Source organism: Cupriavidus sp. 05N38 (assembly GCF_056397345.1).
The window spans coordinates 1-25,230 of the sequence record NZ_JBFTNF010000027.1 but is presented as its reverse complement, the minus strand read 5'-3'; the positions used below and the strand labels follow the sequence as shown (position 1 = coordinate 25,230).

25 protein-coding genes are annotated in these 25,230 nt (G+C 68.0%); 12 read left to right on the top strand and 13 right to left on the bottom strand.

Going from position 1 to position 25,230, the window contains the following annotated elements; all coding sequences use genetic code 11:
* Positions 1-5 precede the first annotated feature (5 nt).
* Positions 6-2,498 carry a glycogen/starch/alpha-glucan phosphorylase gene (locus tag AC1DK4_RS19820; protein WP_441615432.1) on the bottom strand — a complete coding sequence of 831 codons (2,493 nt, stop codon included), beginning with the start codon at positions 2,496-2,498 and terminating at the stop codon, positions 6-8.
* A gap of 388 nt (positions 2,499-2,886) precedes the next feature.
* On the opposite strand from AC1DK4_RS19820, the gene AC1DK4_RS19815 reads away from it, so the two are divergent.
* The 3 genes from AC1DK4_RS19815 to AC1DK4_RS19805 all read left to right on the top strand — a co-directional run bounded on the left by AC1DK4_RS19815 (position 2,887) and on the right by AC1DK4_RS19805 (position 4,824).
* The gene (locus tag AC1DK4_RS19815) at positions 2,887-3,714 is read left to right on the top strand and encodes a histidine kinase (protein ID WP_441615279.1); all 828 of its coding nucleotides are present in this window, start codon (positions 2,887-2,889) and stop codon (positions 3,712-3,714) included.
* Between the two features lie 272 nt (positions 3,715-3,986).
* On the top strand, positions 3,987-4,295 hold the full coding sequence (locus AC1DK4_RS19810) for a hypothetical protein (protein WP_441615281.1): 309 nt from the start codon (positions 3,987-3,989) through the stop codon (positions 4,293-4,295).
* A 64-nt stretch (positions 4,296-4,359) separates the two neighbouring features.
* The gene (locus AC1DK4_RS19805) at positions 4,360-4,824 is read left to right on the top strand and encodes a PRC-barrel domain-containing protein (protein ID WP_441615282.1); all 465 of its coding nucleotides are present in this window, start codon (positions 4,360-4,362) and stop codon (positions 4,822-4,824) included.
* A gap of 395 nt (positions 4,825-5,219) precedes the next feature.
* Here the strand turns inward: AC1DK4_RS19805 and AC1DK4_RS19800 are convergent, their stop codons facing one another.
* The 7 genes from AC1DK4_RS19800 to AC1DK4_RS19770 all read right to left on the bottom strand — a co-directional run bounded on the left by AC1DK4_RS19800 (position 5,220) and on the right by AC1DK4_RS19770 (position 12,236).
* Positions 5,220-7,163 carry a hybrid sensor histidine kinase/response regulator gene (locus tag AC1DK4_RS19800; RefSeq protein ID WP_477131722.1) on the bottom strand — a complete coding sequence of 648 codons (1,944 nt, stop codon included), beginning with the start codon at positions 7,161-7,163 and terminating at the stop codon, positions 5,220-5,222.
* Between the two features lie 7 nt (positions 7,164-7,170).
* Entirely contained in the window at positions 7,171-8,568 is a 1,398-nt protein-coding gene (locus AC1DK4_RS19795; RefSeq protein ID WP_441615286.1) for a sensor histidine kinase, read from the bottom strand.
* On the bottom strand, positions 8,565-9,686 hold the full coding sequence (locus AC1DK4_RS19790; protein WP_441615288.1) for an ATP-binding protein: 1,122 nt from the start codon (positions 9,684-9,686) through the stop codon (positions 8,565-8,567). The genes AC1DK4_RS19795 and AC1DK4_RS19790 overlap by 4 nt, the downstream gene beginning before the upstream one ends.
* A 12-nt stretch (positions 9,687-9,698) precedes the next feature.
* The gene (locus AC1DK4_RS19785) at positions 9,699-10,172 is read right to left on the bottom strand and encodes an anti-sigma regulatory factor (protein ID WP_441615290.1); all 474 of its coding nucleotides are present in this window, start codon (positions 10,170-10,172) and stop codon (positions 9,699-9,701) included.
* Positions 10,169-10,522, bottom strand: a complete 354-nt coding sequence (locus AC1DK4_RS19780; protein WP_441615292.1) for an STAS domain-containing protein — start codon at positions 10,520-10,522, stop codon at positions 10,169-10,171. Before AC1DK4_RS19780 ends, AC1DK4_RS19785 begins: the two co-directional genes overlap by 4 nt.
* Before the next feature lie 30 nt (positions 10,523-10,552).
* Positions 10,553-11,365, bottom strand: coding sequence for an STAS domain-containing protein (locus AC1DK4_RS19775; RefSeq protein WP_477116459.1), 813 nt, complete (start codon positions 11,363-11,365; stop codon positions 10,553-10,555).
* A gap of 235 nt (positions 11,366-11,600) precedes the next feature.
* The gene (locus AC1DK4_RS19770; protein WP_441615294.1) at positions 11,601-12,236 is read right to left on the bottom strand and encodes a type 1 glutamine amidotransferase domain-containing protein; all 636 of its coding nucleotides are present in this window, start codon (positions 12,234-12,236) and stop codon (positions 11,601-11,603) included.
* Positions 12,237-12,700: 464 nt separating this feature from the next.
* Between AC1DK4_RS19770 and nthA the strand changes: the two genes are divergently transcribed.
* From nthA to AC1DK4_RS19745, 5 genes are all read left to right on the top strand, one after another.
* On the top strand, positions 12,701-13,414 hold the full coding sequence (nthA, locus tag AC1DK4_RS19765; RefSeq protein ID WP_441615296.1) for a nitrile hydratase subunit alpha: 714 nt from the start codon (positions 12,701-12,703) through the stop codon (positions 13,412-13,414).
* Positions 13,411-14,082: a nitrile hydratase subunit beta gene (gene nthB, locus AC1DK4_RS19760; RefSeq protein WP_441615298.1), complete on the top strand. Its 672-nt coding sequence runs from the start codon at positions 13,411-13,413 to the stop codon at positions 14,080-14,082. Before nthA ends, nthB begins: the two co-directional genes overlap by 4 nt.
* Before the next feature lie 40 nt (positions 14,083-14,122).
* Positions 14,123-14,488 carry a nitrile hydratase accessory protein gene (locus AC1DK4_RS19755; protein ID WP_441615436.1) on the top strand — a complete coding sequence of 122 codons (366 nt, stop codon included), beginning with the start codon at positions 14,123-14,125 and terminating at the stop codon, positions 14,486-14,488.
* A 173-nt stretch (positions 14,489-14,661) separates the two neighbouring features.
* Positions 14,662-15,258 (top strand): GTP cyclohydrolase II, encoded by a 597-nt coding sequence (gene ribA, locus AC1DK4_RS19750; RefSeq protein ID WP_441615300.1) that lies wholly within the window; start codon positions 14,662-14,664, stop codon positions 15,256-15,258.
* A gap of 139 nt (positions 15,259-15,397) precedes the next feature.
* The gene (locus AC1DK4_RS19745) at positions 15,398-16,747 is read left to right on the top strand and encodes a sensor histidine kinase (protein WP_441615302.1); all 1,350 of its coding nucleotides are present in this window, start codon (positions 15,398-15,400) and stop codon (positions 16,745-16,747) included.
* A gap of 49 nt (positions 16,748-16,796) precedes the next feature.
* Here the strand turns inward: AC1DK4_RS19745 and cqsA are convergent, their stop codons facing one another.
* Positions 16,797-18,137, bottom strand: coding sequence for an alpha-hydroxyketone-type quorum-sensing autoinducer synthase (gene cqsA / locus AC1DK4_RS19740; protein WP_477131721.1), 1,341 nt, complete (start codon positions 18,135-18,137; stop codon positions 16,797-16,799).
* A 558-nt stretch (positions 18,138-18,695) separates the two neighbouring features.
* Between cqsA and AC1DK4_RS19735 the strand changes: the two genes are divergently transcribed.
* The 3 genes from AC1DK4_RS19735 to AC1DK4_RS19725 all read left to right on the top strand — a co-directional run bounded on the left by AC1DK4_RS19735 (position 18,696) and on the right by AC1DK4_RS19725 (position 20,303).
* Entirely contained in the window at positions 18,696-19,145 is a 450-nt protein-coding gene (locus AC1DK4_RS19735; protein WP_441615306.1) for a PA2169 family four-helix-bundle protein, read from the top strand.
* Positions 19,146-19,293: 148 nt separating this feature from the next.
* Positions 19,294-19,959, top strand: a complete 666-nt coding sequence (locus AC1DK4_RS19730; RefSeq protein WP_441615308.1) for a class I SAM-dependent methyltransferase — start codon at positions 19,294-19,296, stop codon at positions 19,957-19,959.
* A 161-nt stretch (positions 19,960-20,120) separates the two neighbouring features.
* On the top strand, positions 20,121-20,303 hold the full coding sequence (locus AC1DK4_RS19725; RefSeq protein WP_441615310.1) for a hypothetical protein: 183 nt from the start codon (positions 20,121-20,123) through the stop codon (positions 20,301-20,303).
* A gap of 24 nt (positions 20,304-20,327) precedes the next feature.
* Here AC1DK4_RS19725 and AC1DK4_RS19720 read toward each other — a convergent pair whose 3' ends face one another.
* From AC1DK4_RS19720 to AC1DK4_RS19705, 4 genes are all read right to left on the bottom strand, one after another.
* Positions 20,328-20,747: a hypothetical protein gene (locus tag AC1DK4_RS19720; protein WP_441615311.1), complete on the bottom strand. Its 420-nt coding sequence runs from the start codon at positions 20,745-20,747 to the stop codon at positions 20,328-20,330.
* A 169-nt stretch (positions 20,748-20,916) separates the two neighbouring features.
* Complete coding sequence (locus AC1DK4_RS19715) at positions 20,917-21,594, bottom strand: sensor domain-containing diguanylate cyclase (protein ID WP_441615313.1); 678 nt, start codon at positions 21,592-21,594, stop codon at positions 20,917-20,919.
* Between the two features lie 44 nt (positions 21,595-21,638).
* Positions 21,639-22,055 (bottom strand): hypothetical protein, encoded by a 417-nt coding sequence (locus AC1DK4_RS19710; RefSeq protein ID WP_477131720.1) that lies wholly within the window; start codon positions 22,053-22,055, stop codon positions 21,639-21,641.
* Between the two features lie 171 nt (positions 22,056-22,226).
* A complete protein-coding gene (locus AC1DK4_RS19705) occupies positions 22,227-23,198 on the bottom strand; it encodes a site-specific integrase (RefSeq protein WP_441615317.1) in 972 nt (323 codons plus the stop codon).
* A gap of 340 nt (positions 23,199-23,538) precedes the next feature.
* On the opposite strand from AC1DK4_RS19705, the gene AC1DK4_RS19700 reads away from it, so the two are divergent.
* Positions 23,539-24,510, top strand: a complete 972-nt coding sequence (locus tag AC1DK4_RS19700) for a DNA-binding protein (protein ID WP_441615319.1) — start codon at positions 23,539-23,541, stop codon at positions 24,508-24,510.
* Positions 24,511-25,230 lie beyond the last annotated feature (720 nt).

The following is a 25,230-nucleotide window of genomic DNA, read 5'->3' as shown; positions in this document are numbered from 1 at the left end:
CCGGTTCAGGCATCGGCCAGCTGGCGCCGCCGGCGCTGTGCGGCAAGACCGTCGCCGGCCTGCTGCAGCAGCGGCACCGGCACGGGGCGCACATGCCAGATGCGCGAGCAGTATTCCTGGATGGCACGATCGGACGAAAAATGGCCAGAGCGCGCCGACGACAGCACCGACATGCGCTGCCAGCGCTCGCGGTCCGCGTAGGCGGCGCTCACATCCTGCTGGCAATGCAGGTAGGAGGCGAAATCCGCCAGCAGCAGGTAGGGATCGTGCTGCAGCAGCCCGTCGAACAGCGGCTGGAACACCGCCGCGTCCCCCTTGGCGAAGAAGCCCTGGCGCGCCAGCCCGATCACCGCGCGCAGCTCGGCATTGCCATCGTAAAAGCTGGCCGGCCGGTAGCCCGCTGCCTTCAGCGCATAGACCTCCGCCGCCGTCAGCCCGAAGGGGAAGAAATTGTCGGCGCCGATATGGTCGCGCAGTTCGATATTGGCGCCATCCATGGTGCCAATGGTGATGGCGCCATTCATGGCGAACTTCATATTGCCGGTGCCGGAGGCTTCCTTGCCCGCCAGCGAGATCTGCTCGGAGAGGTCGGCGGCCGGGTAGATGCGCTGGCCATGGGTCACGTTGAAGTTGGGCAGGAACACCACCTTGAGCCGGTCGCGTACCTGCGGGTCGCGGTTGATCACCTCGCCCACCGCGGTGATGAAGCGGATCATCAGCTTGGCGTAGTGATAGCCGGGCGCGGCCTTGCCCGCGAACAGGAAGGTGCGCGGCGCGATCTCCGCATGCGGATCGGACTTGATGCGGTGGTACAGCGCGACGATATGCAGCACCGCCAGGTGCTGGCGCTTGTATTCGTGGATGCGCTTGACCATCACGTCGAACATCGAATCGGGATCGACCACCACGCCGGTGCAATCACGGATCACCGCGGCCAGGTCAATCTTGTTGGCGCGCCGCACCGCATGCCACTGCTCGCGAAAGGCCGGGTCGTCGGCAAGGGGCTCGAGCGCGCGCAGCCCGGACAGGTCGCGTATCCAGCCGTCGCCGATGGCATCGCACGCCAGCCTGGTCAGGCGCGGGTTGGCCAGCGCGATCCAGCGCCGCGGCGTGACGCCGTTGGTGACGCTGGTGAATTTCTCGGGCCACATCTCGTGGAAATCCTTGAGCACATCCTGCTGCATCAGGCGCGAATGCAGCTCCGCCACGCCATTGATGGCATGGCTGCCGACGCACGCCAGGTGGGCCATGCGCACATAGCGCGGCGGGTGCTCGTCGATCAGCGACAGGCGTGCCAGGCGCGAGTCGTCGCCGTAGAAGCGGATGCGTACCTCGTCGAGGAAGCGCGCATTGATCTCGTAGATGATTTCCAGGTGGCGCGGCAGGATGCGGCCGAACAACGGCAGCGGCCAGCGCTCCAGCGCCTCCGGCAGCAGCGTGTGGTTGGTGTAGGCAAAGGCCTGCCGCGTGATCTGCCACGCGTGGTCCCACGGCAGGTCGTGATCGTCCACCAGCAGGCGCATCAGCTCGGCGATGCCGATCGACGGGTGCGTGTCGTTGAGCTGCACCGCGAACTTCTCGTGAAAGCGCGTGAGCGGGATGTCGTGCGCATCGAGCAGGCGCAGCATGTCCTGCAGCGAACACGAGACGAAGAAATACTGCTGCTCCAGGCGCAGCTCCTTGCCTTGCTGGGTTTCGTCGTTGGGGTAGAGCACCTTGGTCAGGTTTTCCGAGGTCACCTTCTTGCTGACCGCGCCGAGGTAGTCGCCGCGGTTGAAGACGTTGAAGTCGAAGGCCTCGGTGGCCTCCGCGCGCCACAGGCGCAGCGTGTTGACGGTATTGACGCGGTAGCCCAGGATCGGCGAGTCGAACGGCACGCCCACCACCGTCTTGTCCGGCACCCAGCGCACGCGGTAGTGCCCGCGGTCGTCGGTGTAGCGCTCGGTATGCCCGCCGAGCTTGACCTGCACGGCCCATTCGGAGCGCTGGATTTCCCACGGATTGCCGTTGCGCAGCCAGGTATCGGTGCTCTCCACCTGCATGCCGTCGACGATGGACTGGTGGAAGATGCCGTACTCATAGCGGATGCCATAGCCCAGCGCCGGCATTTCCAGCGTGGCAAGCGAATCGATGAAGCAGGCCGCCAGCCGGCCCAGGCCACCGTTGCCCAGGCCCGGCTCTTCCTCTTGCGCGAGGATGTCGTCCAGGTTCAGCCCCAGTTCCGTCATGGCCTCGCGCACTTCGTCGAGGATGCCAAGGTTGACGAGGTTGTTGCCCAGGTGCGGGCCCATCAGGAACTCCGCGGAGAGATACGCCACGGTGCGCGATGGCTGGCCCAGGTAGGCTTCGGCCGTGCTGATCCAGCGCTGCACCAGCCGGTCGCGCACGGTGTGGGCGAGAGCCTGGTAAAGATCGTTGCCGCTGGCCAGCCCCGGCAGCTTGGCCTGCGTATAGAACAAGTGGTCGAGGAAGGCGCGCCGGATCGTGGTGCTGGACATCGCGGTGCGCGTGTCGTGGGCAGGATGAGGGGCGGGCGCTGCGGGGTGCGGGGCCCTGGTAGCCCTGGCGCTGCCGAGATCGTTCGGGACGTGCGGGACAAGCGGGTCGTTCGGCTCGGTATCTGCCGTCATCGGGATCCTCCTGTGGGACATGTTCGCGATCACGGGCGGGCATGCCGCGCGCAAGCGCTGGCGCGCAGCGCACTGCGCGGTGCCAGATGCGGCGCAGGGTGTGGCGCAGCCGCGCCTGTTCCCCTTGATCGTAGACAAGATTTGGCCGGGCAGGTGCCCGGATTGCGGTCCCGGCCCGCGCGCAGGCAGGGGTGCCGCGCACGCGGTATGCTTATTGCATGGCAACTGGGCAAGCAGGCCGCCCGCAAAGGTTTCGATGTCGCAGCAACATTCCCCCTCCGAGAACACGCACGGCAGTGGCGACGCAGGCCAGTCCGGTGACAGCTGCGCGCCCGGCGAGGTCAGCAGTAGCGCGGAAGTCGCCAGCCTGATAGCCCAGGTGGCGCATGACCTGCGCTCCGCGCTCAACGGGGTGCAGAGCTGGGCTTACGTGCTCGATCACACGCTGGAAACACCCCCGACCGCGGCGCAGCGCGCGCTGGCCGGGATCCGCACCGGCATGCTGCAGCAGATAGCGCTCATCGAACACATGGAAGAGGCCGTGGCCTTGCTGGCCGATGAAAGTGCGCCGCAATGGGAGCAGGTGGACCTGCGCGCGGCGCTGGATACCGCCATGGACGCGACGCGGCCCGTTGCCGAGGGGCGCAGCGTGCTGCTTCGCGCCGGCGGCGCGGACGCACCACTGGGAGCCGCGCCGCTGGTGATCGACGCCGATCCGCGCCGCCTGCTGCCATTGCTGCGGCACCTGCTGGTGCATTGCATCCGCCAGGCACGTACCGGCGATGCGGTGGAGGCGCGGCTCGAACGCGAGGCTGACCAGGTCAAGCTGCGCATCACCGAGAGTCGCACGCCCAGCGAGGCGCGCAAGAATGAGCGCATTTCCGTGCTTTCGGATTTCTTCCACCGGCGCCGGCCGGTGCAGGGTGGGGCAGGCGCGCCGCGCCAGGGTACAGCCCTGATGGTGACCCGGCGCCTGGTGGAAACCCACTGCGCCAGCATCGAGGCCGTAGGGCAGGGCTGTTCGACGGACGGCGAGTCGGTGTGCATCGCGGTGAGCTTCCCGCTGCATATTCCCCGCGCCTGAAGCACAGCATCCAGTCCGCGCCCGTGCCGTAGTTTTTACCGGTTACGGCATAAAGTGCACGGCGGCTGTGCTTGCAGGCGGGTGCGCCCAGCCGGCGCCCCGGCATGCAGCGACGCCGCGCACTTCGCTCGCTCCTTTGCTTTTGCGCCGCGTTTCCCCTTCGATTCCAGCACATTCCCGGGTGTGTCCCGACCGTCGTCCCGGTTGTCCTCCCGCTTGGCCCGCCGCTTGCATGAAGACATGCATTTCCGAATCCTGATCGAGGAGCGACCATGCACAAGGCCAGCCACAAGGAACACGCCAAGCCCGGCAAGCGCCACGGCCATGCCCGCGGCGCGAGCGCTGCCGGCAAGGACGAGGAGAACAAGCAGCCGGCCACCTACCAGCAAGCGGTGGACGAATCGCTGGACATGACCTTTCCCGCCAGCGATCCCATTTCGCCCAGCGCGGCCATGCACGCCGAGAAGCAGACAAGCACGCCGCGTGACGACAAGGACTGGCACCTCACGCCCGGCAGCGAACACCAGCCTGCCGGCGCCAAGCCTGCGGCGCATCGCAAGGGCAAGACGGATAAGCATTGACCCGATACGCATTGACGCCAGCCATGCCGGCAGGACGCACTTGATGATCCAGGAGAACTGACCGATGAATCCCATCGAAACCAACCGTTCCGGCACGCCCGTCCCGGGCGCCGCCATCGTCGGCGAACTACCGGCCGACCGCACCGGCCCCGGCCCCTTCGTCATGGCCGCCGACACGCTGGAGGGCAACAATGTGATCGGCCCCGCCGGGGATGATCTCGGCACCATCGACCACATCATGATCGACGTGCGTGGCGGGCGCGTGGCCTACGCGGTGCTGTCGTTCGGCGGCTTCCTCGGCATCGGCGGGAAACTGTTCGCGCTGCCCTGGTCCGCGCTCACGCTGGACACCCGGCGCAAATGCTTCGTGCTCGGCGTAGACAAGGAAAAGCTCAAGGCCGCGCCAGGCTTCGACAAGGAACACTGGCCGACCATGGCGGATTCGCAATGGGCCACCAGCATCCATGAGTACTACGGGGCCTCGCCGTACTGGGAAGCCGACCATTACGATCCCTGGGTGGGGCGGTAGCGATTGCGTGAGGAGGCCGGAAGACGGCCGGAACATGGCCGGAACACGGCCGGGAGATGGCCGAGAGATGGGGAGCGATAGCTCCCCGTTTTCTTGTCGCGATGGCCCGCGGACAGGGCGCGCCTGCCCCGGCCCCGCGCCATTCCATGGGCGAAGGGAGCAACCCTTCGCCCGGACGGATTGCCGCTGCCAGCCAGCTACCCGCCGGCCCGGGCCCGCTGCGGGGGCGGCGGTGGCAGGTCGCCCGGCGGCGGGTCGTTGACCGGCGTGGGCGGGTCGGGATCCGGGACTGCCGGCGGCTGGATATCAGGCCGCGGCGGCGCCTGGTCGGGTTCGGGGGTAGTGTGAAGCCGTATTTCCATCATTGTCTCCAGGTTCGCGCCGGGCAGCGGCCGTCAGGCCGTCTCGCCCAGCTCGTCGAGAATCTTCGATAGCGCATCCAGGTCGACCGGCTTGACCAGGTGGCGGTCGAAGCCGGCTTCGCTGGTCCGCTGGCGGTCGGCGGGCTGGCTGTAGCCGGTCAGCGCCACCAGGCGCACGTGCTGCAGCTCCGGAATGGCGCGCAGGCGCTGGGCGATCTCGAAACCGTCCATGGCCGGCATGCCGAGGTCCAGCAAGATGACATCGGGTTGCGCCTTGACCGCGCGCACGATGGCGGCGGGGCCGTCGATCGCGGTGATCACGGTATGCCCCATGGCTTCGAGCGTCAGGGCAATGGCTTCCAGTGCGTCAATGTTGTCGTCCACCACCATCACCGTGCGTGGCACGCCGGGTGCCGGCCTCGACGTACCCGTGGCCGGCTTCCAGCTTTGCCAGGGCTGGGCCGGCAGAGTGACCACGAAGGCGCAGCCCAGCGCGGGGCCGGCGCTTTCGGCATGCACGCTGCCGCCGTGCAGCTTCACCAGTTTCTGTACCAGCGACAGGCCGATGCCCATGCCTTCCTGGCCGCCGGGGCCGGTCTTGTCGCCGTGGTGCGCGGTGGCGGGGTCGAAGACGGCCTGCAGGGCCTGGGGCGAGAGGCCCGGACCGTTGTCCAGCACCTTGACGGTCAGCAGCTTGCCGTCGTTGGTGACTTCGACCGCGAGCTGGCCGCCGGGCTGGGTGTAGCGCGCGGCGTTGTGCAGCAGGTTGCTGAAGATCTGGGTCAGCCGCACCAGGTCGCCGCGCACCGGCATGGGCCCTTCCGGCACGCTCAGGCGCAGCGTGTGGCTGCGCGATTCGATCAGCGGACGCACGGCTTCCACTGCGGTGYTGAGCGCGGTGCGCAGCTCCACCAGGTCGTCGCGCAGCACGATGCGGCCCTGCGTGAAGCGGGCGATGTCGAGCAGGTCGTCCACCAGCCGCGTCAGGTGGTGGAGCTGGCGGGCGATGATGTCGCGCGCCTTGAAGCTGTCTTCGCGCGAGGGAGCGCAGTGCATCAGCAGGTCGGCGGCGCTGCGCATCGGCGCGAGCGGATTGCGCAGTTCATGCGCCAGCATGGCGAGGAACTCGTCCTTGCGGCGATCTTCCTCCAGCAGCATGCGTTCGGCGCGCTTCTGGCGGGTGATGTCCTGGTAGATGCCCGCCACGCGGTAGAAGTTGCCGCCCGTGTCGGAGACGGGAAAGGCGCGCGCGCGGACCTCGCGTATTTCGCCGTCGCCGCGGATCACCTGGAACTCGGCATCCATGTGGCCGTTCTTCATCATGGCGTCGAAGGCTTGCGCCACGCGCGTGCGTTCGCCGGGGTCCACCCAGTCGAGCCAGCGAAGCGGGCTGCGCCTGAGCTCATCCACCGGCCGGTCCCACAGTTGCGCGAAGGACGGGCTGATGAAGAGGAACTCGGGTTCGGCCGGGTCGAGGATCCACAGCACGTCGGACAGGTTATCGGCGAGCTGGCGCAGCAGTTCCTCGCTCTCGCGCAATGCGCGCGACGTCTGCCGGGCTTCCTCCTCGGCCTTGCGCATGCGCAGCAGGGCGTTGATGCTCGACACCAGCTCTTCGGCTTCCACCGGCTCGATCAGGAAGCTGTCGGCACCGCCATCGAGCGCCTGCACGCGGTGGCGCGATTCGGTCAGCGCGGCCGATGTCTGCAGCACCAGCGTCGCGGCCGTCTCGGGATCGCTCTTGATCAGCCGGCACACTTCGAGCCCGTCGATATCGGGCAGCTTCACATCCAGCAGCACCAGGTCCGGCGCGTGCTGGCGCACCAGGGAGAGCGCGGCCTGGCCGCTGGCCGCATCCAGTACGGAGAAGCCGGCACGCCGCAGGATGCGGCCCTTCACGTAGCGGGGTCCGTCGCTGTCGTCGACGTTGAGGATCAGGGGTCGCGCGGGGGCGTCTTGGCGTAGTGGGATGTTCATGGCGAACTCAACGATGTTGGGCGTCGGACGCAGCGGCCGGGCGCGCTCGGGCGGGACAATGGGCGGGGATCATCAGCGTGAAGATGGATCCCTTGCCCACCTCGCTCTGGACATGGATCTTCCCGTGCAGAAGGTCGGCAAGCTGGCGGCACAGCGGCAGGCCGAGGCCTGTGCCCTTGACGCGGTGCTGCAGGGGGTTGGCGATCTGCGTGAATTCCTCGAACACCACCGGCAGGTGCCCGGGCGCGATGCCGATGCCGGTATCGGCCACCGTCACCACCAGCTGGTCGGTGGCGGGCAGGTACTGCGCGCCGACGCGGACCTCGCCGTGCTCGGTGTACTTGAGCGCGTTGGAGACGAAGTTGCGCAGGATCTGCGCGAGCTTGCCTTCGTCGGTATGCAGCGGCGGGATATGGTCGACGGCACTGATCATCAGCTCGACCTCGGCGCTGTGCTGGAGCGGGCGCATCATGCCGCGCAGCGCGCTGAAGGTATTGTCCAGCGTGAAATCCGACAGGCTCAGCTCGGTCTTGCCCGAAGCGATCTTGGCCAGGTCGAGCAGGTCGTCCACCAGTTGGGCCAGCGATTCCGCGGCGTGCCGCACCATGGTCACCTGGTGCACCTGCTCGGCGTTGAGCGGTCCGTCGGTCTGGTCGAGCAGCAGGCCGGACAGCGCACGGATGGAGCTCAGCGGCGTGCGCAGCTCGTGGCTGACGTTGGACAAGAAGCGGCTCTTGGTTTCGTCCGCCACGCGCAGGCGGTCCGCGCGGTCATCGAGTTCGGCATACAGCGCCACCACGCCGCGGTTGGTATCGGCCAGTTCGTTGGCAAGCAGCTCCAGCTCGCGCTGGCGCGCCGCGAGTTCGTGCAGGGTGCCGGCCAGCTCACGGTTCTGCTCGCGCAGCTCGCTCAAGATCAGGTCGGGGGCGCGGTCCAGGCAGCGCTCGGACAGCGCGGCCAGCGCCGCCGGCGCCGATTCCGGCGCGCTCGCCGGCAGGCGCCGGTGGATCGCCAGGCGTTCCCGGGCCGTGCCTTCCTCTTCCAGCGACCAGCTGTCGGCCAGGGCGACCGCATGGAGCAGCGCCTGCGCCGAGGGGTCGCCGGGAGCGACTTCGCCGCGCAGCATGCGCGCCAGCGTGGCGATCGCGGCGGGCGCGGCGTCGACGGTGATGGCCAGTTCGCGCTCGGCGTGCTCCCTGCCTTCGCCGCGGATCAAGCGCGCGCACAGGGTGCGTGGCCCGTCCATGGAAAGCAGCAGGCGCGCCAGTTCGGATACGGTGGTGGCGATCGCGGTCTGCTCGATGGCCGAGAAGCCCAGTGTGGCCGCGGCGCTGCGCGCGGCCTGGCGCGCCAGCACCACATCGGTATCGGCGCGCAGGACCAGCTGGAAGAGGGGCAGTCTCATGACCGGGCTCCCTCGCCAGCGTCAGGCACCGCTCGGGCGCCATCCCCGGCGGCGTCCTGCACGCGCGGGGCATACGACTGGCATTCGCTGCTGCGCTTGCACACGATCACGGTGACATCGTCATGCCCGCGCGCGAAATCGCGGTACAGCACCGCCGCCACGACGGCAGGGTGGCGCGCATGCAGGCCCGGGTAATTATCCAGGTCCCAGTGCGAGCCCAGGCCGTCGCTATGGAGGACGAGCAAGGTCTCGGCCGGCCACGGCGCCTCCACCTCGGTGACCTTGCGCATGATATAGCCGACGATGCCATTGTGGGAGATCAGCTGCCGCCGGTTGCCGGAGCCGCCGAGCGCGCCGGGCGAATACACGCAGGCGGAAATATTGCCGATGCCGGCAAAACGCACGCTGCCGGGGTCGGAATCGATGCGGGCTACCGCCACGGCCGCACCGCGCGTGGCGCGCAGCGCGGCATGCGCGTGCCCGATCAGCACGGCGGGTGCCACGAAGGCGTGCGCCGCGGCAACCCGCTTGGCGGCCTCGGCCGCGCGCGCGGCGTCGGGTCCGTGGCCCAGGCCGTCGGCCACCACCAGGCTCGACAAGGCGCGCGCCGAACTGGCATGCCAGCCGTCGCCGCATTCCGTTTCGCCGGTCATCGGCACGCAAACCGCGCCCACCGACACCGCCGGCAGTGCAGGCTCGACCGGCCGGTCCGACGGCGCGAGCGTCATGCGCAGGACGGTGCCTTTGCCGGGTGCGCTGTAGATGTCGAATGCCGTGGCAAGCCGGCCCATCGCACCCAGCCCGTTGCCTGCCGTGCCGGTGGTCGAGAAGCCGTCGCGCAGGCTGGCGCCGAGGTCGGCCATGCCGGGTCCGCGGTCGATGGCGATGACTTCGACCTGCGGGGCGGCCGGTCCCGTCGCCTCTTCCTGCAAGGCGCGGATGAGCAGTTCGCCCTCCGTGCCGTACTTCAGGATATTGGTGGCGGCCTCGGACACCGCGATGGCCAGGCGGCCGGTGGCCACCTCGCCGAAGCCGCAGCGGATGGCGAGCTCCGTCACCGTGCGACGCGCTTCGGCGACATGGCTCGCTTCCTGGATCAAGGCTCGGATCTGCATCATTTCGTTCCAGCGTCAGAACGCGCCATAGCGGGCGATCGTCACGGTTGTTCCCTGGCCGGGCGCGGTCACGATATCGAAGGCGTCGGACAGCCTGCGCGCGCCGCCCAGGCCGAGGCCCATGCCGTTGCCGGTGGTAAAGCCGTCGCGCAGCGCCTCCTGCACGTCGGCGATGCCCGGCCCCTGGTCGACGAAGCGCAACTGCACGCCGCGCCGTCCGCTGGCAGCCACGGTGGCGATTTCCGCGTGCCCGCCGCCACCGTGGATCACGGTGTTGCGCGCCAGCTCGCTCGCCGCCGTGACCAGCTTGGTCTGGTCCACCAGGCTCATGCCCTGCGCCACGGCCAGGTCGCGCACCAGCTTGCGCAGGCGCACCACGTCCTCGCTCGACTGCAGCGCAACCTGCTGCGGCGCGACGCCTCCGGTGTCCGGCGCGGCGTGGTGCAGCCACGAGGACTGCGCAGCGATGGCGCCGTCATAGCGGTTCATGCGTCCGCCTGCAGCAGGGTCATGCCGCGCTCGACGTTCAGCGCCGTGCGCACCCCGTCCAGCGTGACCCCCAGTTCGACCAGGGTGATCGCCACCGCGGGCTGCATGCCGACCACGACGGTCTCGGCATCCAGCACCCGCGCGATGGCGGCGGTATTGCCAATCATGCGGCCGATGAAGGAATCGACCAGGTCCAGCGCGGAGATGTCGATCAGCACGCCCTTGGCGCGCTCCTTGACAATGCGCTCGGACAGGTCTTCCTGCAGGGTCAGGGCCAGCCTGTCGTGCATGTCCACCTGGATCGTCACCAGCAGCAGGCGTCCCATGCGGAGGATTGGAATGCGCTCCATATCGCGTGTCGGTCCTTGTGCGTGCGTTGGCTAGTGCGACCCGGCGCTGCCGATCGAGCCGCCGGTCCGCTTGAGGGCCACCTGGAATGCATCTGCCAGGGTTGCCTTGGTGGTCACGTTGGCGAGGTCCACGCCCAGGTGGACGATGGTCTGCGCGATCTGCGGGCGGATGCCGCTGATGATGCAGTCCGCACCCATCAGGCGCGCTGCGGCCACGGTCTTGAGCAGATGCTGCGCGACCAGGGTGTCCACGGTCGGCACGCCGGTGATGTCGATGATGGCAATCGATGCGCCGGACTCCACGATCTTCTGCAGCAGGCTTTCCATCACGGTCTGCGTGCGCGCGCTGTCCAGCGTGCCGATCAGCGGCAGGGCCAGGATGTCATCCCACAGCTGGACCACAGGGGTGGAGAGTTCCATCAGCTCGCGTTGCTGGCGCGCGATGACCTCCTCGCGGCTGTTCTGGTAGAGCGTGGTGGTGTAAAGCCCGAGCTTGTCGAGCAGGGCGCTGACCGCCCAGGTCTGATCCGCCAGTTGCGCGGGGCTGTTCGCCAGCGCCTTGCGCAGCCGCACGAACACCGGCTGCTTGAGCGAGAACACGAAGGTAGCGGTATCCGCTGCCGAAAAGCCTTCGCGCGCGCGGCGGCGCGAGATGTCGGCCAGCACGCCGCGCACGCGCTCCCACGCCGGCGTCTCCAGGTCGGGTGCGGCGCCGGCCCGCAGCGCTTCGCGCAAGCCGTGCAGGAAGCGCTGGGCCTGGTCCCGCAGATCGGCTGCGGACAGGCGCTGCCCACCGGGCTCTGCCAGTTGCAGTCCGACCCATTCATCCAGCAACTGGTCCATCTCGTTTGTAAAAACTACAAGAAAGTCCGGGCTCGGATCGGTAGATTCTGCATGCAGCGTGTGCGCCACGATTTTCCCCTGGGATGCGGTTGACGATGGTTGGTCCTTGTCAGCAACGGGCTGCGGGTGGCGGGTGGAGTCCCCGCCGCCCGGCGCCGCTCCGTGTGGCAGCCGTATCGCGCAAAAGCCGTGCCCGCTTGTAGGACGGTGCCGTCAGCGCGCTGCCGGCGCTGTCCTACATGGCCTGCCGGCGCCGCGGGGCGCCATTGTCCTGGCCAGCGCCCGCGCCCGCGCCGGCACTGAACAGCGCTACCATTTCGCGGTTGAAGGCAGGAATGTCGTCGGGCTTGCGGCTGCTGACCCAGTTGCCGTCGCGTACGACTTCGCGGTCCACCCATTCGCCGCCGGCATTGCGGATGTCGTCGGCCAGCGAAGGCCAGCTGGTCAGGGTGCGCCCCCTGACCATGCCCGCCGATACCAGCAGCCACGCGCCGTGGCAGATCACTGCCACCGGCTTGCCGTCGTCCTGGATTCGCCTGACGAAGCGTTGTGCCTCGGCGTTGGTGCGCAGCGTGTCGGCGTTCATGACCCCGCCGGGCAGCATGACGGCGTCGAATTCCTCGGGGCGGGCGTCGGACAGGACGGCCTGCACGTCGAAGCGGTCGGCCTTGCTGTCGTGATGGGCGCCCTGGACCTGGCCGGCCTGCGGGGCCACGATCACCGTGGTGGCGCCCGCCTGCTGCAGCGCCTGGCGCGGGCCGGTGAGCTCGACCTGCTCGAACATGTCGGTGACCAGCAGCGCGACGCGCTTGCCGGCCAGTTCGGTGGGGCTATGGTCGGTGTGAGGCATGTGGGGACGATCCTGATTCATGTGCAACTCCTGGCTTCGGCCGGCCGGAGAGGCCGGCACTACGGGGAAAAGGGAAAAACGGGACGGAAAGAATCCGCGCGGCAGGGGCAGGGCGGCAGCATGGTCCGCCGCCTGGCCACCGTGTAGCTTTGGCGTGCGCGTGTAAAACCGGCATGTGCGGCCTGCCCGCAGCCAGGCGCCGGCTGACTTGCGCGCGGCTTTGCCCCAGTGCGCCTGCGCGCCTGGCTTGACTCCTGACAACACGGGCAGCGCGCGCCCGGCATGCCTTGGGGAGTGGCAATAACCATGCCCCGCCGGCGCTTGGCAAGCGGCGCACGGCGGTGTCTGGCCGACCGGCCATGCGCTTGCCGGACCGTGCCGGAGCGCGGCTGGCAGACGCTGGCGGCCAATTGCCAAGCGACGCCGGCGTGGCCATACTGAGCACTTGCGACGCTTGTCGCCACGCCAGCCCACCCCCGACGCCGATGCCTTCCGATCCTTCCGGCCCGTCCGGCAATCCCCCGCGGCACGACCCGCACGATCACGGCCATGGGCACGATCATCATGGCCACGACCATGGCGGCAGCACGCTTTCGGACATGGACCTGCGCGTGCGCGCGCTGGAATCGCTGCTGGTCGAAAAAGGCTACGTCGACCCGGCCGCGCTGGACCTGCTGATCGAGACCTACGAGCAGCGCATCGGCCCCCGCAACGGCGCGCGCGTGGTGGCCAGGGCGTGGGCCGATCCCGCTTACAAGGCATGGCTGCTGGCGGATGCCACCGCCGCCATCGCATCGCTCGGTTTCAGCGGCCGCCAGGGCGAGCACATGCTGGTGCTGGAGAACACGCCCGCCGTCCACAATATGGTGGTCTGCACCCTGTGTTCCTGCTATCCCTGGCCGGTACTCGGGCTGCCGCCTGTCTGGTACAAGTCCGCGCCATACCGCGCGCGCGCCGTGATCGACCCGCGCGGCGTACTGCGCGACTTCGGCTTTACGCTGCCGGACGCGGTGAAGATCCAGGTGTGGGATTCCACCGCAGAGCTGCGCTACCTGGTGCTGCCGATGCGCCCGGCCGGCACCGATGGCTGGAGCGAGCAGGCGCTGGCGGACCTGGTCACGCGCGACGCCATGATCGGCACTGGCCTGCTGCCCGACGTGGGCGTCCCGGCCACGGCCGGCGCGGAGGTATCGCAATGAATGGCGCGCAAGATCTGGGCGGCATGCAGGGTTTCGGCCCGGTCCGCCCCGAAGCCGGCGAGCCGCCCTTCCACGCCGAGTGGGAGCGCCGCGTGCTGGCGCTGACGCTGGCGATGGGCGCGACCGGCCAGTGGAATATCGACACGTCCCGCGCGGCCCGCGAGAGCCTGCCGCCCGCGCAGTACCTCGGCAGCAGCTACTACCAGATCTGGTTCGAAGGGCTCAAGGCCCTGCTCCTGAAGACGGGCCTGGCCAGCGCGGAGGAAATCGCCAGCGGCCATTGCGCCACGCCACCGGTGGCGCTGGCGCGCGTGCTGGCAGCGGATCAGGTAAGCGGCGCGCTCGCGCGCGGTTCACCGAGCGCGCGGCCGGCCTGCGGCGAGGCGCGCTTCCGGCCCGGCCAGCGCGTGCGCGCCCGCATGATGCATCCGCCCGGCCACACCCGCCTGCCGCGCTATTGCCGCGGGCGCCAGGGCGAGATCGTGGCGGTCCATGGTGCCCATGTCTTTCCCGACGCCAGCGCCACGGGCGCCGGCGAGCAGCCGCAATGGCTCTACACCGTGCGCTTCGACGCCGCCGAACTCTGGGGCCCGGATACGACCGCATCCTCGGTCAGCGTGGATTGCTGGGAGCCCTATCTCGAAGCGGTGGAGGTGGCTCATGGCTGAGGCTGTCGCCGCCGGTTTCACGCCCGACAGGCTGCAGGCCATGCGCGCCGCGCTGCCGGCCCTGCCTTGCGACAGCACCGGCCCGGTCTTCCGCGAGCCCTGGGAGGCACAGGCCTTTGCCATGGCGCTTGCCCTGCACGAGCGCGGCGCCTTTACCTGGCCTGAATGGGCCGCCATCCTGTCGCAGGTGATCCGCGAAGCGCAGGCCGCGGGCGACCCGGACAACGGCGAGCACTACTACCGTTTCTGGCTGACTGCGCTTGAACGCCTCAGCACGGCCAAGGGCCTGGTGGGGACCGATGCGCTGCTGGACCGGCGCGCGGCATGGGCGGCGGCGGCACGCCGTACGCCGCATGGGCAGCCGATCGAGCTGGATGGAAAGGACGGCGGCCAGGCCGACAGTTAAGTGTCTCATGATAAACTTTTGAGTCATTGGAAGCCTGCCGGAAACCCTGCTCGCCCCGTGCCCGCGCCAGCGTCCCTGCGATCCGGCCCCGCTCGTGCTACCTTAGCGGGCTAGACGCTGCCAAAGCGCGCCCCGTTGCCCTGCCGGCAAGGGTGGCGCCACTACCGACTGACATGAATGACACAGAAATCGAGCTGATCGGCTCGGCCCGCCTGCCGACCCGCTTCGGCAAATTCACCGCCCATGCATTCAAGGGCGCCGTTTCGGGCATCGAACACCTGGCGCTGAGCGTCGGCGATATCACCGGCGAGGGCGTGCTGACCCGCCTGCACTCGGAGTGCCTGACCGGCGACGTGTTCGGCTCCTGCCGCTGCGACTGCGGCGAGCAGCTCGAACTCGCGATGGAGAAGATCGCCGAGGAGGGCCGCGGCATCCTGCTGTACCTGCGCGGCCAGGAAGGGCGCGGCATCGGCCTGGGCCACAAGATCCGCGCCTATGCGCTGCAGGACGAAGGCCTGGATACCGTTGACGCCAACCTGGCCCTGGGCCAGGAAATCGACGCCCGCAACTACGCTTTTGCGGCCGATCTGCTGCACCAGTGGGGCGTGAAGTCGATCCGGCTGATGAGCAACAACCCGAAGAAGAAACTGGCGCTCGAAGCCGCCGGCATCACGGTGGTAGAGCAGATGCGCCACATCATCCCGTCGAATGCCGAGAACGAGAAGTACCTGGCCACCAAGCGCGTGCGGATGGGGCATCTGCTGGACTGAGCCCTGAGACCGTGGTGCGGCGGGACCGGCTGGCCCGCCCATCGCAACGCCAAGCTGCGAAAAGAGCACAAAATCAGCCGGCCTCCCGGCGTATCCGGATACACTGGCGTATCGACGCCACCACCAGCCGGTTTGGAACATGCTTGCCCAGATTCAACGCAGTTGCGGTGAAGGTGCGGTGCGCCTTCGCCGGGTGCTTGCCCGGGAAGTTCATCTCGATATCCGCCAGCCGGCCCAGATCAAGCGCATCCGGCTGCTGGGATGGCTGGCGTTCATCGGCTTTCCCGTGTTCTACCTGGTCTGGACGTTCTGGTTCCCGCAGCCGTACGAGAGCCTGACCCTGCGCCTGGTGGCCATGCTGATGTGCCTGCCACTGATCGTGACGCGGGACCTGCGCGACAGGAAATGGCTTCCTGCCTATTTCCTCGTCACGCTGACCTATTGCCTGTCGTTTGTCTTCGTTTATCTGTACCTGATGAACCACGGCAACCTGGTCTGGTCGCAGTCGCTCGTGATCGCGGTGATCATCCTGTTCAACTTCAGCGGCTGGGTGGGGGGTGCCGCCTCGCTGGGCGTGGGCACGGCGGCCGCCTGGCTGGTCTACAACTACGTGACGCCGCCGCCGGCGGGGCTGCTGGCGGTGAACTGGCCGGTGGAGCTGCCCATCATCGGGTTCACCATCTGCACCATCGCCGTCCTCAAGATCGACCAGCGCATCCTGATCCAGGAAAAGCTCGACGGCATGGCGATCGCGCTGGGCACCGTGGCGCATGAACTGCGCACGCCGATCCGCAGCATCGGATCGACCGCGCTGGGCATGGGGCGATACCTGCCCGGCCTGATCCGCTTCTATGAAGAAAACGAGACGCCGGAAAACTCGCTGAACCTGCCGCGCGCGCATTTCGGCCTGCTCAAGGATGCCTTGCCGCGAATCCAGCTCGAGGTCGAGCGCATGAACCATGGCATCGACGTGCTGCTCATCAACGCGCGCGGCGGCGCGGACCGGGAGCCCGGAGATCCGTTCCCGATGGCCCTGGCCGTGCGCGAGGCGCTCAGCCGCTACCCGTTCGAGGCGGGGCAGCGCGAACTCGTGCTGGCGGACCTGGACGACGATTTCCTCGTGCGCGCGGAGCAGAAGCTGCTGGTCATGGTGCTGTTCAACCTGATCAAGAATGCCTTGCACGCGCTGGCGCGAGCCGGTCATGGCGAGATCCGGCTGCGCCTTGAGCAGGGTGCACGGCGCAACCGCCTGGTCTTTCGCGATACCGGCACCGGAATCCCGGAGCGGGAGCTGTCGTCCATCTTCAAGCGCTTCCATACGTATCCGCGCAACGAAGGCACCGGCATCGGCCTGGCGTTCTGCAAGGAAACGCTGGAGGCCTGGGGCGGCCGTATCCACTGCAACTCGATCGAGCACGCCCACACCGAGTTCGTGCTGGAGTTTCCGCTGATCGCGCCCCAGCCTGAAGGCGCCGGCGCGCCGGGCTGACATATTGCCTGGCCGCGCACCCGTGGCAGCGGGTGAACGGCCGCGCCGCTCAGGCCTCGCTACCCGCCATTTCCAGCGCTGCGCGGGCCACGGCATGCTTCGGCGCCGCCGGCCTTGCCAGCGGCGTGCGCTGGCGGCGCTGGCTCGATCGCCAGCYAGCCAGGTTCACTTCGTCGCGGATCTCGGCGCAGACCTGGATCAGCCTTTCGGTTTCCACCGCGGTCAGGCACGCATTCATGGTCAGCCGCATCAGTGCGCGATCTCGTGCCGTGGCCGGCGCGCAGAAGACGGCGCCGAAGATCCCGCGCGACTGCAAGGCGTCGCGCAGCACCAGGGTCTGCTCCTCGGTGCCCGACTCCAGCGCGATGATCTGCTCCGAGCCGGCCGAGACGTTGTAACCCAACTCGGCAAGCGCGCCGCGCACCTGGGCGGAGATGGCATGCAGGCGGGCGCGGCGGTCGTCGGCGGTGACGATGAAATCCGCGGCGGCGTCGAACCAGGCCAGCTCATGGTGCAGCAGCCCCGAGCTGAAGATCGCGGGCCGCGATTCCGCGGCGAAGTAGCCCTTGAACGAAGCGGGGCAGGTAACCAGGCCGGCGCGGCCGCCGAAGGCCTTGGCCAGGCTGGCGGTCTGGAAGTGAACCCGCTGCGACAGGCCGAGCTGCGCCACCAGGCCGGCTCCGCCGGGGCCGTGCGTTCCCAGCGAATGGGATTCGTCGACCACCAGCACGCTGCCGGTGCGCTCGGCCACTTCGACGAAATCGGTCAGCGGGCACAAGCTGCCGTTGGTGCTGTACACCGAGTCCACCACGATGACGCCGGGCCCTTCCTTGCGGATCTGCCGTTCCGCGTGCTCGGCATCGTTGTGCATGAAGGGCACGGCACGCGCGCGCGCCGCGTGGGCGCCTTCCCACAAGGACATATGGGCCAGCATGTCGAGGTAGACGGGCGTGCGCTCGTTGGCGATGCTTTGCAGCAGGCCCACATTGGCGGCCCAGCCGGACTGGCAGAGGATACTGGCCTCGGCACCGGAGAATGCCGCCAGCTTGCGCTCCAGGCGGCTGGTCGGATTGTCGCCGTACTGGAAGACCGCGGACATCAGCAGCTCGCTTTCCGGCCCGCGCATCGCGGTAACCTGGGCCATGACCAGTTCCTGCTCGCCAAGCAGGCTGAGATAGTCGTTGCTGGAAAAGTGCACCGCGTCGGGACCGGGCTGCCTGCCGTGCAACAGATGGCTGCCGCCCCAGCGTTTCTGTACCCGCTCCACTTCGTGCCCCGCGACGCGCGAGGTGATGAAGTCCGGCCATGCCGCGGCAGGCGCCGCAGGCGAGGTTGCGGCTTGACCCGCGTTGCGATCCAGTTCCAGGCAGTTCGTATCCGTTTTGATCATTACATTCCCCAAGGAAGCACTCCGACGAAAAAACCGGCCGCAAAACGGCCGGCGAGAGTCGTTGCAACGCAGGCGCGCTGTCCGTACCCATTGTTCGCAATGTTGGTCTGGAGTGAATCAGGGTGCCTGTGGCAAATTGCGTGTTGCGCCGACAAGGCTATTCTGCCGTGTGGCGGGGAATTCGCCTGTCCGCTTGCGGTCAGTTGTGACGGGATAAGCGCAAAAAGTGTTTGAGACGCCACAAAAACAACGCCGCGCGTGACGGCCGGGGCCGTGCCGCAGGACCCGGCTGACTCGCAGCGGACATCGCGGGYCACAGCAGGTCTCGTCCCGCATGTGCGCGGGAACGTCGTTGCGGCGCAGCGCTGTAGGCGTGCGCCGACAACGTTTCCGGGGGGCGCCCTACAGCCGCCGTCGCGCGGTGTCCTTTATCTTGAAGGGGTGCTGGGCAAGGGGCATCGCCGCCCCGCAGCCGAGCCAGCGTTATCCACAGGTAGCCGTATGACGTCCCCGCGGCGTCATGCTTCTGTCGAACACGAATCCCTCCGAGGAGCTGACATGGCTGAAAAGAACATTTCCGTACTCAACGACCTGATCGAGGTGTCGCGCGATGGCGAGCAAGGGTTCCGCAAGGCAGCGGAAGACGCGCAGAACCCCGAACTGAAGTCGCTGTTCTCCGGGCGCGCGAGCGAGATCGCCGGCGCGGTGGCCGAACTGCAGGCCCAGGTGGCGGCACTGGGCGGCAAGCCCGAGGATCACGGCAGCGTGGCGGGCGCGCTGCATCGCGGCTGGGTCAGCCTGCGCACGGCCGTAGCGGACCGCAGCGACCTCGCCATCCTCGAGGAAACCGAGAAGGGCGAAGATGTGGCCAAGAAGAAATACGCGGATGCGCTGCAGGAAAGCGAACTGGGCTTCGATATCCGTGCGCTGGTGGAGCGCCAGTATCAGGGCGTGCTGCGCAACCACGACCTGATCCGCGACCTGCGCAACCGCTATCGCGCGGCCTGAAGCACGGGCTTCCCGCAGGCCGGCGCGAAGCCGGAACCTGCGGGCCTGGACCTTTGCGCCGAACCCTCGGGCTGACCGTGGCCACGCCTGCTTACCTTCGTGCCGACGCCGGGGATCGGGAGACCGGCTTGCGCGATGGTGCCGCATCATGAAGCCGCCTCTTGTTGTCATCGACAGCGAATCCCCGGGCGAAGCCCCGGATCCCGTAGCCGCGCCGCAGGACATGGGCACATACTTCGATGCGCTCTATGCCAGCAGCGACGATCCCTGGTCTTACCGCACGAGCTGGTACGAGGCGCGCAAGCGTGGCCTGATGCTGGCCATGCTGGACCGGAAGCGCTACCGCTGCGCCTTCGAGCCCGGTTGCGGCAATGGCGAACTGTGCGCGGCGCTGGCGCGCCGCTGCGACAGCCTGCTGGCGGCCGACATGCATCCGCGCGCCGTGGAGGCCGCGCGCCAGCGACTAGCCGGCATTCCCAATGTGCGCGTGATGCAGCTCACCGTGCCCGAGGCGTGGCCGCGCGCCAGCTTCGAGCTGATCGTGATCAGCGAGCTGGCTTACTACCTGCCGGAAGATCAGGTAGCCAAGCTGGGCCGGCGTGTACGGCGCTCGCTGGTACACGGCGGCCTGCTGCTGGCGTGTCACTGGCGTCATCCCTTCGCCGGGCGCCGGGTGCCGCCCGAGCGTGCCCATGCGCTGCTGGAGAAACACACGGGCCTGCCCTGCATTGCCACCCATGCGGAGGCGGATTTCCTCATGCAAGCCTGGTTGCGCGGCAGCGGCTCGGTGGCCTCGCGGGAGGGCATCGCATGATCGGCATGATCGTCCGCTTGTACTGTGGTACGGCGGTACGGCGCATCGAGGCCGCAGTGGCCGCAGTGGCGTGGCCGTGGAGGCCGCGGGGCGCCGCGATTGGCATCTCGCTGCAAAGCCTTCTAAGATCAAGGCTCATCTCCCTTGCCCAGGATCAGGCCATGACCAAGCCCGTCTCGCCGAAACAGCCGGCGCCACCCAAGCCCGCCAAGCAGGCGCCTGTGCCTGGCAAGGGCACCCCGGAGCCAGGCGCGGACCATCAGGAAGATGAACTGGACGAAGCCCTGCGCGAGACCTTCCCGGCCAGCGACCCGATTTCCGTCGACACCGCGCACGGCAAGTAGAAGCGGGGGCCGTGCCCGGCCCCCTCAGGCCAGCGTGCGCAGCTGGCCGATGACCTTCATCAGTTGCCCGTGGGCAACGATCACGCCGGATTCGTCCTGCAGGGCCTGCTGGTAGCGGTCGCGAAAGACGGGCTCGCCTTGCGCGCCAAACAGTTTTTCGGTGGCGGCGGCCACGGCGCGGCAGGTTTCGTCGTGATGCTCGGGCGCATCCAGTTCCTCGTCGATCTCGATGATCAGGCGCGAGAGCGGATCGAGCCAGCGAAAATACGTCTCCTCGGTCACAACCTGCACGAACAGGCCGGCAGGGATCGGGCCGTGCAGGCGCTCGTACTCCACGCGGCCCAGCGCAATCACCTCCTTGTGCACCTTGAGCAGCGCGGCGCGCAATGCGCGTAGCCCGCTGCGGCGGTCTTCCTGCTTGGCGAGGAATTGTTCGTTCGGCATATCCCTTCTCCGTTGCTAGCGGCCGTGCGGCCCGCATGCCAGTATAGGCAGGGCTGCCTGCCCGGCGGGAGGGGCATGAAGAGAGCGAGGCAGTCCCGACACAGTGATGCAGCCGAGGCATCCAGCACGGCGCGCACTGTGGTAGGACCTGGCGCCCGCGGGCCGGCGGTCAGCGCCGTGCGGCCTTGCGCAGCGCCTTGTTCGCATACATCGCTGTGTCGGCCTCGCCCAGCAGCGCGGCGATGCCGTTGTGCCGGCCCGCATCGAAGACGATGGAGCCCACGCTGAACTCGATGTCATAGCCGCGCGCGGCCTGCAGGTTCTGCGCGGCCACGCCCGCCCGCAGCCGGCTCAGCGTGGCCTCGCAGGCGGCCGCGTCGGTGCTGGTCAGCAGCGCCACGAATTCGTCGCCGCCCAGGCGGCCGATCACGTCGGAGTCGCGCAGGCAATGGCGCAGTTCGGCGGCGAAAGCATTGAGCGCGCGGTCGCCCTCGGCATGGCCGAAGCGGTCGTTGATGGCCTTGAAGCCGTCCATGTCGAAGAACAGCAGCGTGGCGGGCTTTTCCAGGCGCGTGCAGACGTTGAGCGCGTGCTGGGCCAGCGCGGAGAAGCCGCGGCGGTTGGACAGCAGCGTGAGTTCGTCCATGGTGGCGAGCTGCAGGGCGGCGAGTTCCTGCTCGGCCATGCGCGCCAGGTCGCGCAGCAGGGCGCGGTCATCTTCGCCAAACTCGCGCGGCTGCACGTCGATCAGGCACAAGGTGCCCAGCTTGCTGCCGTTGGCCACCGCCAGCGGGCAGCCGGCATAGAAGCGGATGATATCGGCCTGGCAGCCGCAGATTGTAATCAATCACCGCCTTCAAATGGACATCCGGCACCGCACGCGCGGGCTGCTCAGCAGCGCAGCCGCGCCATCTGGTCACGCAGGTAGCGGTTGCGCGCCCGATAGTTCTCCACCTCGGGCAGCCGTGCACGCTGGCGCGCGGCGTAGTCGGATTCCAGCTGGCGCATCTGGCTGGCCAGCATATAGCACTGGTTGATCTCGGAGCGTGCCAGGTCGTTCTGCTCGCGTACCAGGCGCGCCTGGTACTCGCGCTCCTCGGCCTCGCGCTTGCGCAGGAACTGTTGGTTGGCCGCGTCCGTCTCCGGCTCGGGACTGATGCRCGACAGGTTGCCGCCCAGCGCGGCGGCCCGCCAGCCCGGCGGGCAGGCCGTATCCGAATAGAGCGTCTTGTCGCCGTTGACGCATTTGCCGGCATGTGCGAGCCCGGTGCAAACGCCCAGGACAAGCAGAATGAGCCAGTGCCGCATGCAGATCTCCTGTGGATGGCGCCCGGGCGGGCACTGTCGGTGGGTCGGGTGGCCAAGGCATCGGCGCTGCGCCGGATTCACCCGCGTGTGGCCAAGTCGGCATTCTTGTGCGGCCGGCGCGGCTTGTCCAGTCCCGAGGTGACCGGGCAGGCGCACCGCGCCGTGGAGGCCCTAAGCCTCGCCGTCCCCGACGTTGCCGATCAGGTCCGCTGCCGCCGAGCGCCGCGCATCCGCCGCGCGGAAGTAGCGCACCAGCGTGGCGACGCTGGTATGGCCCGTCATGGCCATGGTTTCCGCCAGCGGCACCTGGCGCGCCGCCGCCTCGGTCACGAAGCCCGAGCGCAGCGAGTGCGCCGAAAAATCTCCCTCCACTCCTGCCTGCTCGCAGCGCTGCTTGACGATCTTGCGCACGGCGGCCGCGGACAGCCCTTCGCCCACATGCCCGCCGCGGCGCACGCGCCGGAAGATCGCGCCTTCGCTCAGCGCGGCCGCATGCAGCCACGCTTCGAGCGCGGCGCCGGCCGCGCCGATCACCGGCTTGGCGTTATCCGGCAGGTCGGCCCCGGACTGGTTGGTCTTCGACCACCCCAGTTCATAGACGAATTCGCCCGGCGCCAGCCGTGTGAGGTTGGCCAGGGTGGCCCCGGCCACTTCCGAACGCCGCCGGCCACCGCTGGACCAGGCGAACAGCAGCAGCGCGCGATCGCGCAGGCCGATCAGCGAGTCGTCACAGGTTGCCAGCAGGCGGGCCAGCGGCTCGCGCGTCAGTGCCGCCTTGCGTGCCGGGCGCTCGCCGCGCCTGGCATAGGCGCGCCGCGTGCGCGACAGCAGCTCGCGCACGGCCGGATCCGCGCAGGGGTTGGCGGCACCCTCCAGATGGTGCGCCTTGGCGATCACCGCCAGCCGGTGCGTCAAGGTGGCCAGCGCGGGTGGCCCGGTGCGGGCCTTGAGCCCGCGCGCGACCAGTGCGGCATCGATGGCCGCCGGCAGTTCACTCACGGGACCTTGCGGCGTACTGCGCGTGGCGTGGTCTACCAGGAACTGGATGACGACCGCCGGCTGCAAGGGAAGAGCGATCGGCTGACCGTAGCGCAGGGCGAACCAGCCCGCCCAGTACCGTAGGGCGGAACGATAGCTGGCCACCGTGTTGACGGATTCGCCTTCCCGGTACAGCGCTTCTGCGGCCTGGCGGCCGGGCGGATCGAGTTCTGACGGGCGGAGCGGCGCGGGGAAATCGGCATGGGCAGGGCTGAAAGAAGGGTCGACGCGGCCCCGCCCACCGTCGGGCAGGTTTTCAGGGGCGATATCTGGCGGGTTTTCAGGGGTTCCGCCAAGGCGAGGCGGCGTTTCTCGATGTATCATAATAAATATGATGTCTGCTGTATTAAATTATACATGAAGACAAGATAAGGCGCGATAACTATTCCTTATCGAGCCTTATTTGATGTGTGTTGCCAAAGCCGTTAATCCGATTGCCCGAACCATGCAAAACGCCGATTTCCCCGCTTCCTCCCGTTCCCGGGCCATTACCCGCGAAGACGTCTGGCAGGCCGCCGATGCCTTGCTACTGGCGGGGCAGCGCCCGACCATCGAACGCATCCGGCTGCATCTGGGCCGCGGTTCGCCCAATACGGTCAGCCCRCACCTGGATGCGTGGTTCGCGGGACTCGGCGCACGGCTGCAGGACCCGCAGGCATTCGCGGCGCCGGCCAGCCTGCCGGACCCGGTGAACCAGGCCGCGCGCTATCTGTGGGAAGCGGCGCAGGCCGAAGCGCGGGCCGCCGCCGCCGCCGGCTTCGCGGAACGCGAAGCCGCGCTGCGGGCCGCACAGGAAGCGTTGGGGGAGAAACAGGAGGAATTGGCGCAGGAACGCGCGGTGCTCGAAGCCCGGCTCGACGCCGCGGACAGCGCGCTCGCCGAACTGGCCCGCGCCCGCGACGAAGCCACTGAGCGGGCGGCACGCGCCGAAGCGCAACTAGTGGCGCAGCAAGCGGACAACGACACGCTGCGCGGCCGCCTGCTGCAAGCCCAGCAGCAGAAAGACGCCTTGCTGGCCGAAGCCGCCGGCCAGCGCGCCGCCTGGGACAAGGAGCGCGAGACCATGGCCGAACGCGCCAGCGCCAACGAGCGCCGCATGGCGCTGGAACTGGACGCTGCGCGCGTGGCGCTCAAGGAAGGGCAGCGGCAGCAGGAGAACGAGCGCCGCGCGGCGCAGCAGAAACTGGCCGAAGCGGCGGAAGCAGCCGCGCGTCAGGCCGGGGAGGCTACGCGGCTGGGCAATGCGATGGCAGTGCTGGAGGAGCGCCTGCGGCAGCAGGAGGGGATGCTGGCCGAATACCGGCAGCGGCTGGAAAGTCGCGCCGCAGGGGAGACGGAGACGTTGCGGTCGGCGCGGCCCGGGCCGGCGAGAGGCCGTCAGTTGCGGGCGGCGAGGCCGCCGCGGTTCAAGGTCTGACAATCGGACACCTACCGTACCCCGGCAAGCAAACGAAGGCAAAGCACGATGGCTCAATGCCAAGCGGAGCCATTCGGTCGGCAGTGCTCGCCGCAGCGTCACTAGCTCTGTAGCCTCACCTGTAGAACGTCGTTGCAACACTTAGCTCTTGTGGATTAAGGAGTCTGCTCAGATCTTGTTCGATGCGTACCTTCGATTGGATGTGATTGGCTGCGCCGTCTGGTCGGGGACTACGGGCAGCATTTTGACGTGGCCGATGCGTTCCGCCAGCCCGGTGTAGCACTGCGAAGCCGATCTGATCTCGTGACGTCGCCCCACTTGCACGACGAGGTCGAGTGTCGCGGCTGTCCGCTAACGTGCGGCAGTCGGACGGGCCATCTGCAAACAGATCCCAATCCCGGTCAACGCGTCGCCAGGGCATTGGCTCCAACCGCCACTCCTGTGGGTGATGTTTGCAGACGTCAAGTTCGCCATCAGCAGGCGCTCATCCATATCCACAGAAACATAGCGCTCATCATATTTTGCCTGATCGAGGCCGTGTCATCTAGTAATCGGTGAAATATCGCTACCAATGTTAGGAAATTTCCGCTTGAGTAGCCACGTACGTGCCTCTACGGTTGATATTTAAGTACATCCCGTTTTGAAAATGCACGTCGACAATTATTAAGTTTTTATCTCCATATTAAAAATAAATATACAAAAAGCAAATATACAAAAAGC

Coding starts and splice junctions, on each gene's coding strand:
- AC1DK4_RS19820 (WP_441615432.1), bottom strand. CDS start 2,498: ATGTCCAGCACCACGATCCGGCGCGCCTTCCTCGACCACTTGTTCTAT.
- AC1DK4_RS19815 (WP_441615279.1), top strand. CDS start 2,887: ATGTCGCAGCAACATTCCCCCTCCGAGAACACGCACGGCAGTGGCGAC.
- AC1DK4_RS19810 (WP_441615281.1), top strand. CDS start 3,987: ATGCACAAGGCCAGCCACAAGGAACACGCCAAGCCCGGCAAGCGCCAC.
- AC1DK4_RS19805 (WP_441615282.1), top strand. CDS start 4,360: ATGAATCCCATCGAAACCAACCGTTCCGGCACGCCCGTCCCGGGCGCC.
- AC1DK4_RS19795 (WP_441615286.1), bottom strand. CDS start 8,568: ATGAGACTGCCCCTCTTCCAGCTGGTCCTGCGCGCCGATACCGATGTG.
- AC1DK4_RS19790 (WP_441615288.1), bottom strand. CDS start 9,686: ATGATGCAGATCCGAGCCTTGATCCAGGAAGCGAGCCATGTCGCCGAA.
- AC1DK4_RS19785 (WP_441615290.1), bottom strand. CDS start 10,172: ATGAACCGCTATGACGGCGCCATCGCTGCGCAGTCCTCGTGGCTGCAC.
- AC1DK4_RS19780 (WP_441615292.1), bottom strand. CDS start 10,522: ATGGAGCGCATTCCAATCCTCCGCATGGGACGCCTGCTGCTGGTGACG.
- AC1DK4_RS19775 (WP_477116459.1), bottom strand. CDS start 11,365: ATGGACCAGTTGCTGGATGAATGGGTCGGACTGCAACTGGCAGAGCCC.
- AC1DK4_RS19770 (WP_441615294.1), bottom strand. CDS start 12,236: ATGAATCAGGATCGTCCCCACATGCCTCACACCGACCATAGCCCCACC.
- nthA (WP_441615296.1), top strand. CDS start 12,701: ATGCCTTCCGATCCTTCCGGCCCGTCCGGCAATCCCCCGCGGCACGAC.
- nthB (WP_441615298.1), top strand. CDS start 13,411: ATGAATGGCGCGCAAGATCTGGGCGGCATGCAGGGTTTCGGCCCGGTC.
- AC1DK4_RS19755 (WP_441615436.1), top strand. CDS start 14,123: ATGCGCGCCGCGCTGCCGGCCCTGCCTTGCGACAGCACCGGCCCGGTC.
- ribA (WP_441615300.1), top strand. CDS start 14,662: ATGAATGACACAGAAATCGAGCTGATCGGCTCGGCCCGCCTGCCGACC.
- AC1DK4_RS19745 (WP_441615302.1), top strand. CDS start 15,398: ATGCTTGCCCAGATTCAACGCAGTTGCGGTGAAGGTGCGGTGCGCCTT.
- AC1DK4_RS19735 (WP_441615306.1), top strand. CDS start 18,696: ATGGCTGAAAAGAACATTTCCGTACTCAACGACCTGATCGAGGTGTCG.
- AC1DK4_RS19730 (WP_441615308.1), top strand. CDS start 19,294: ATGAAGCCGCCTCTTGTTGTCATCGACAGCGAATCCCCGGGCGAAGCC.
- AC1DK4_RS19725 (WP_441615310.1), top strand. CDS start 20,121: ATGACCAAGCCCGTCTCGCCGAAACAGCCGGCGCCACCCAAGCCCGCC.
- AC1DK4_RS19720 (WP_441615311.1), bottom strand. CDS start 20,747: ATGCCGAACGAACAATTCCTCGCCAAGCAGGAAGACCGCCGCAGCGGG.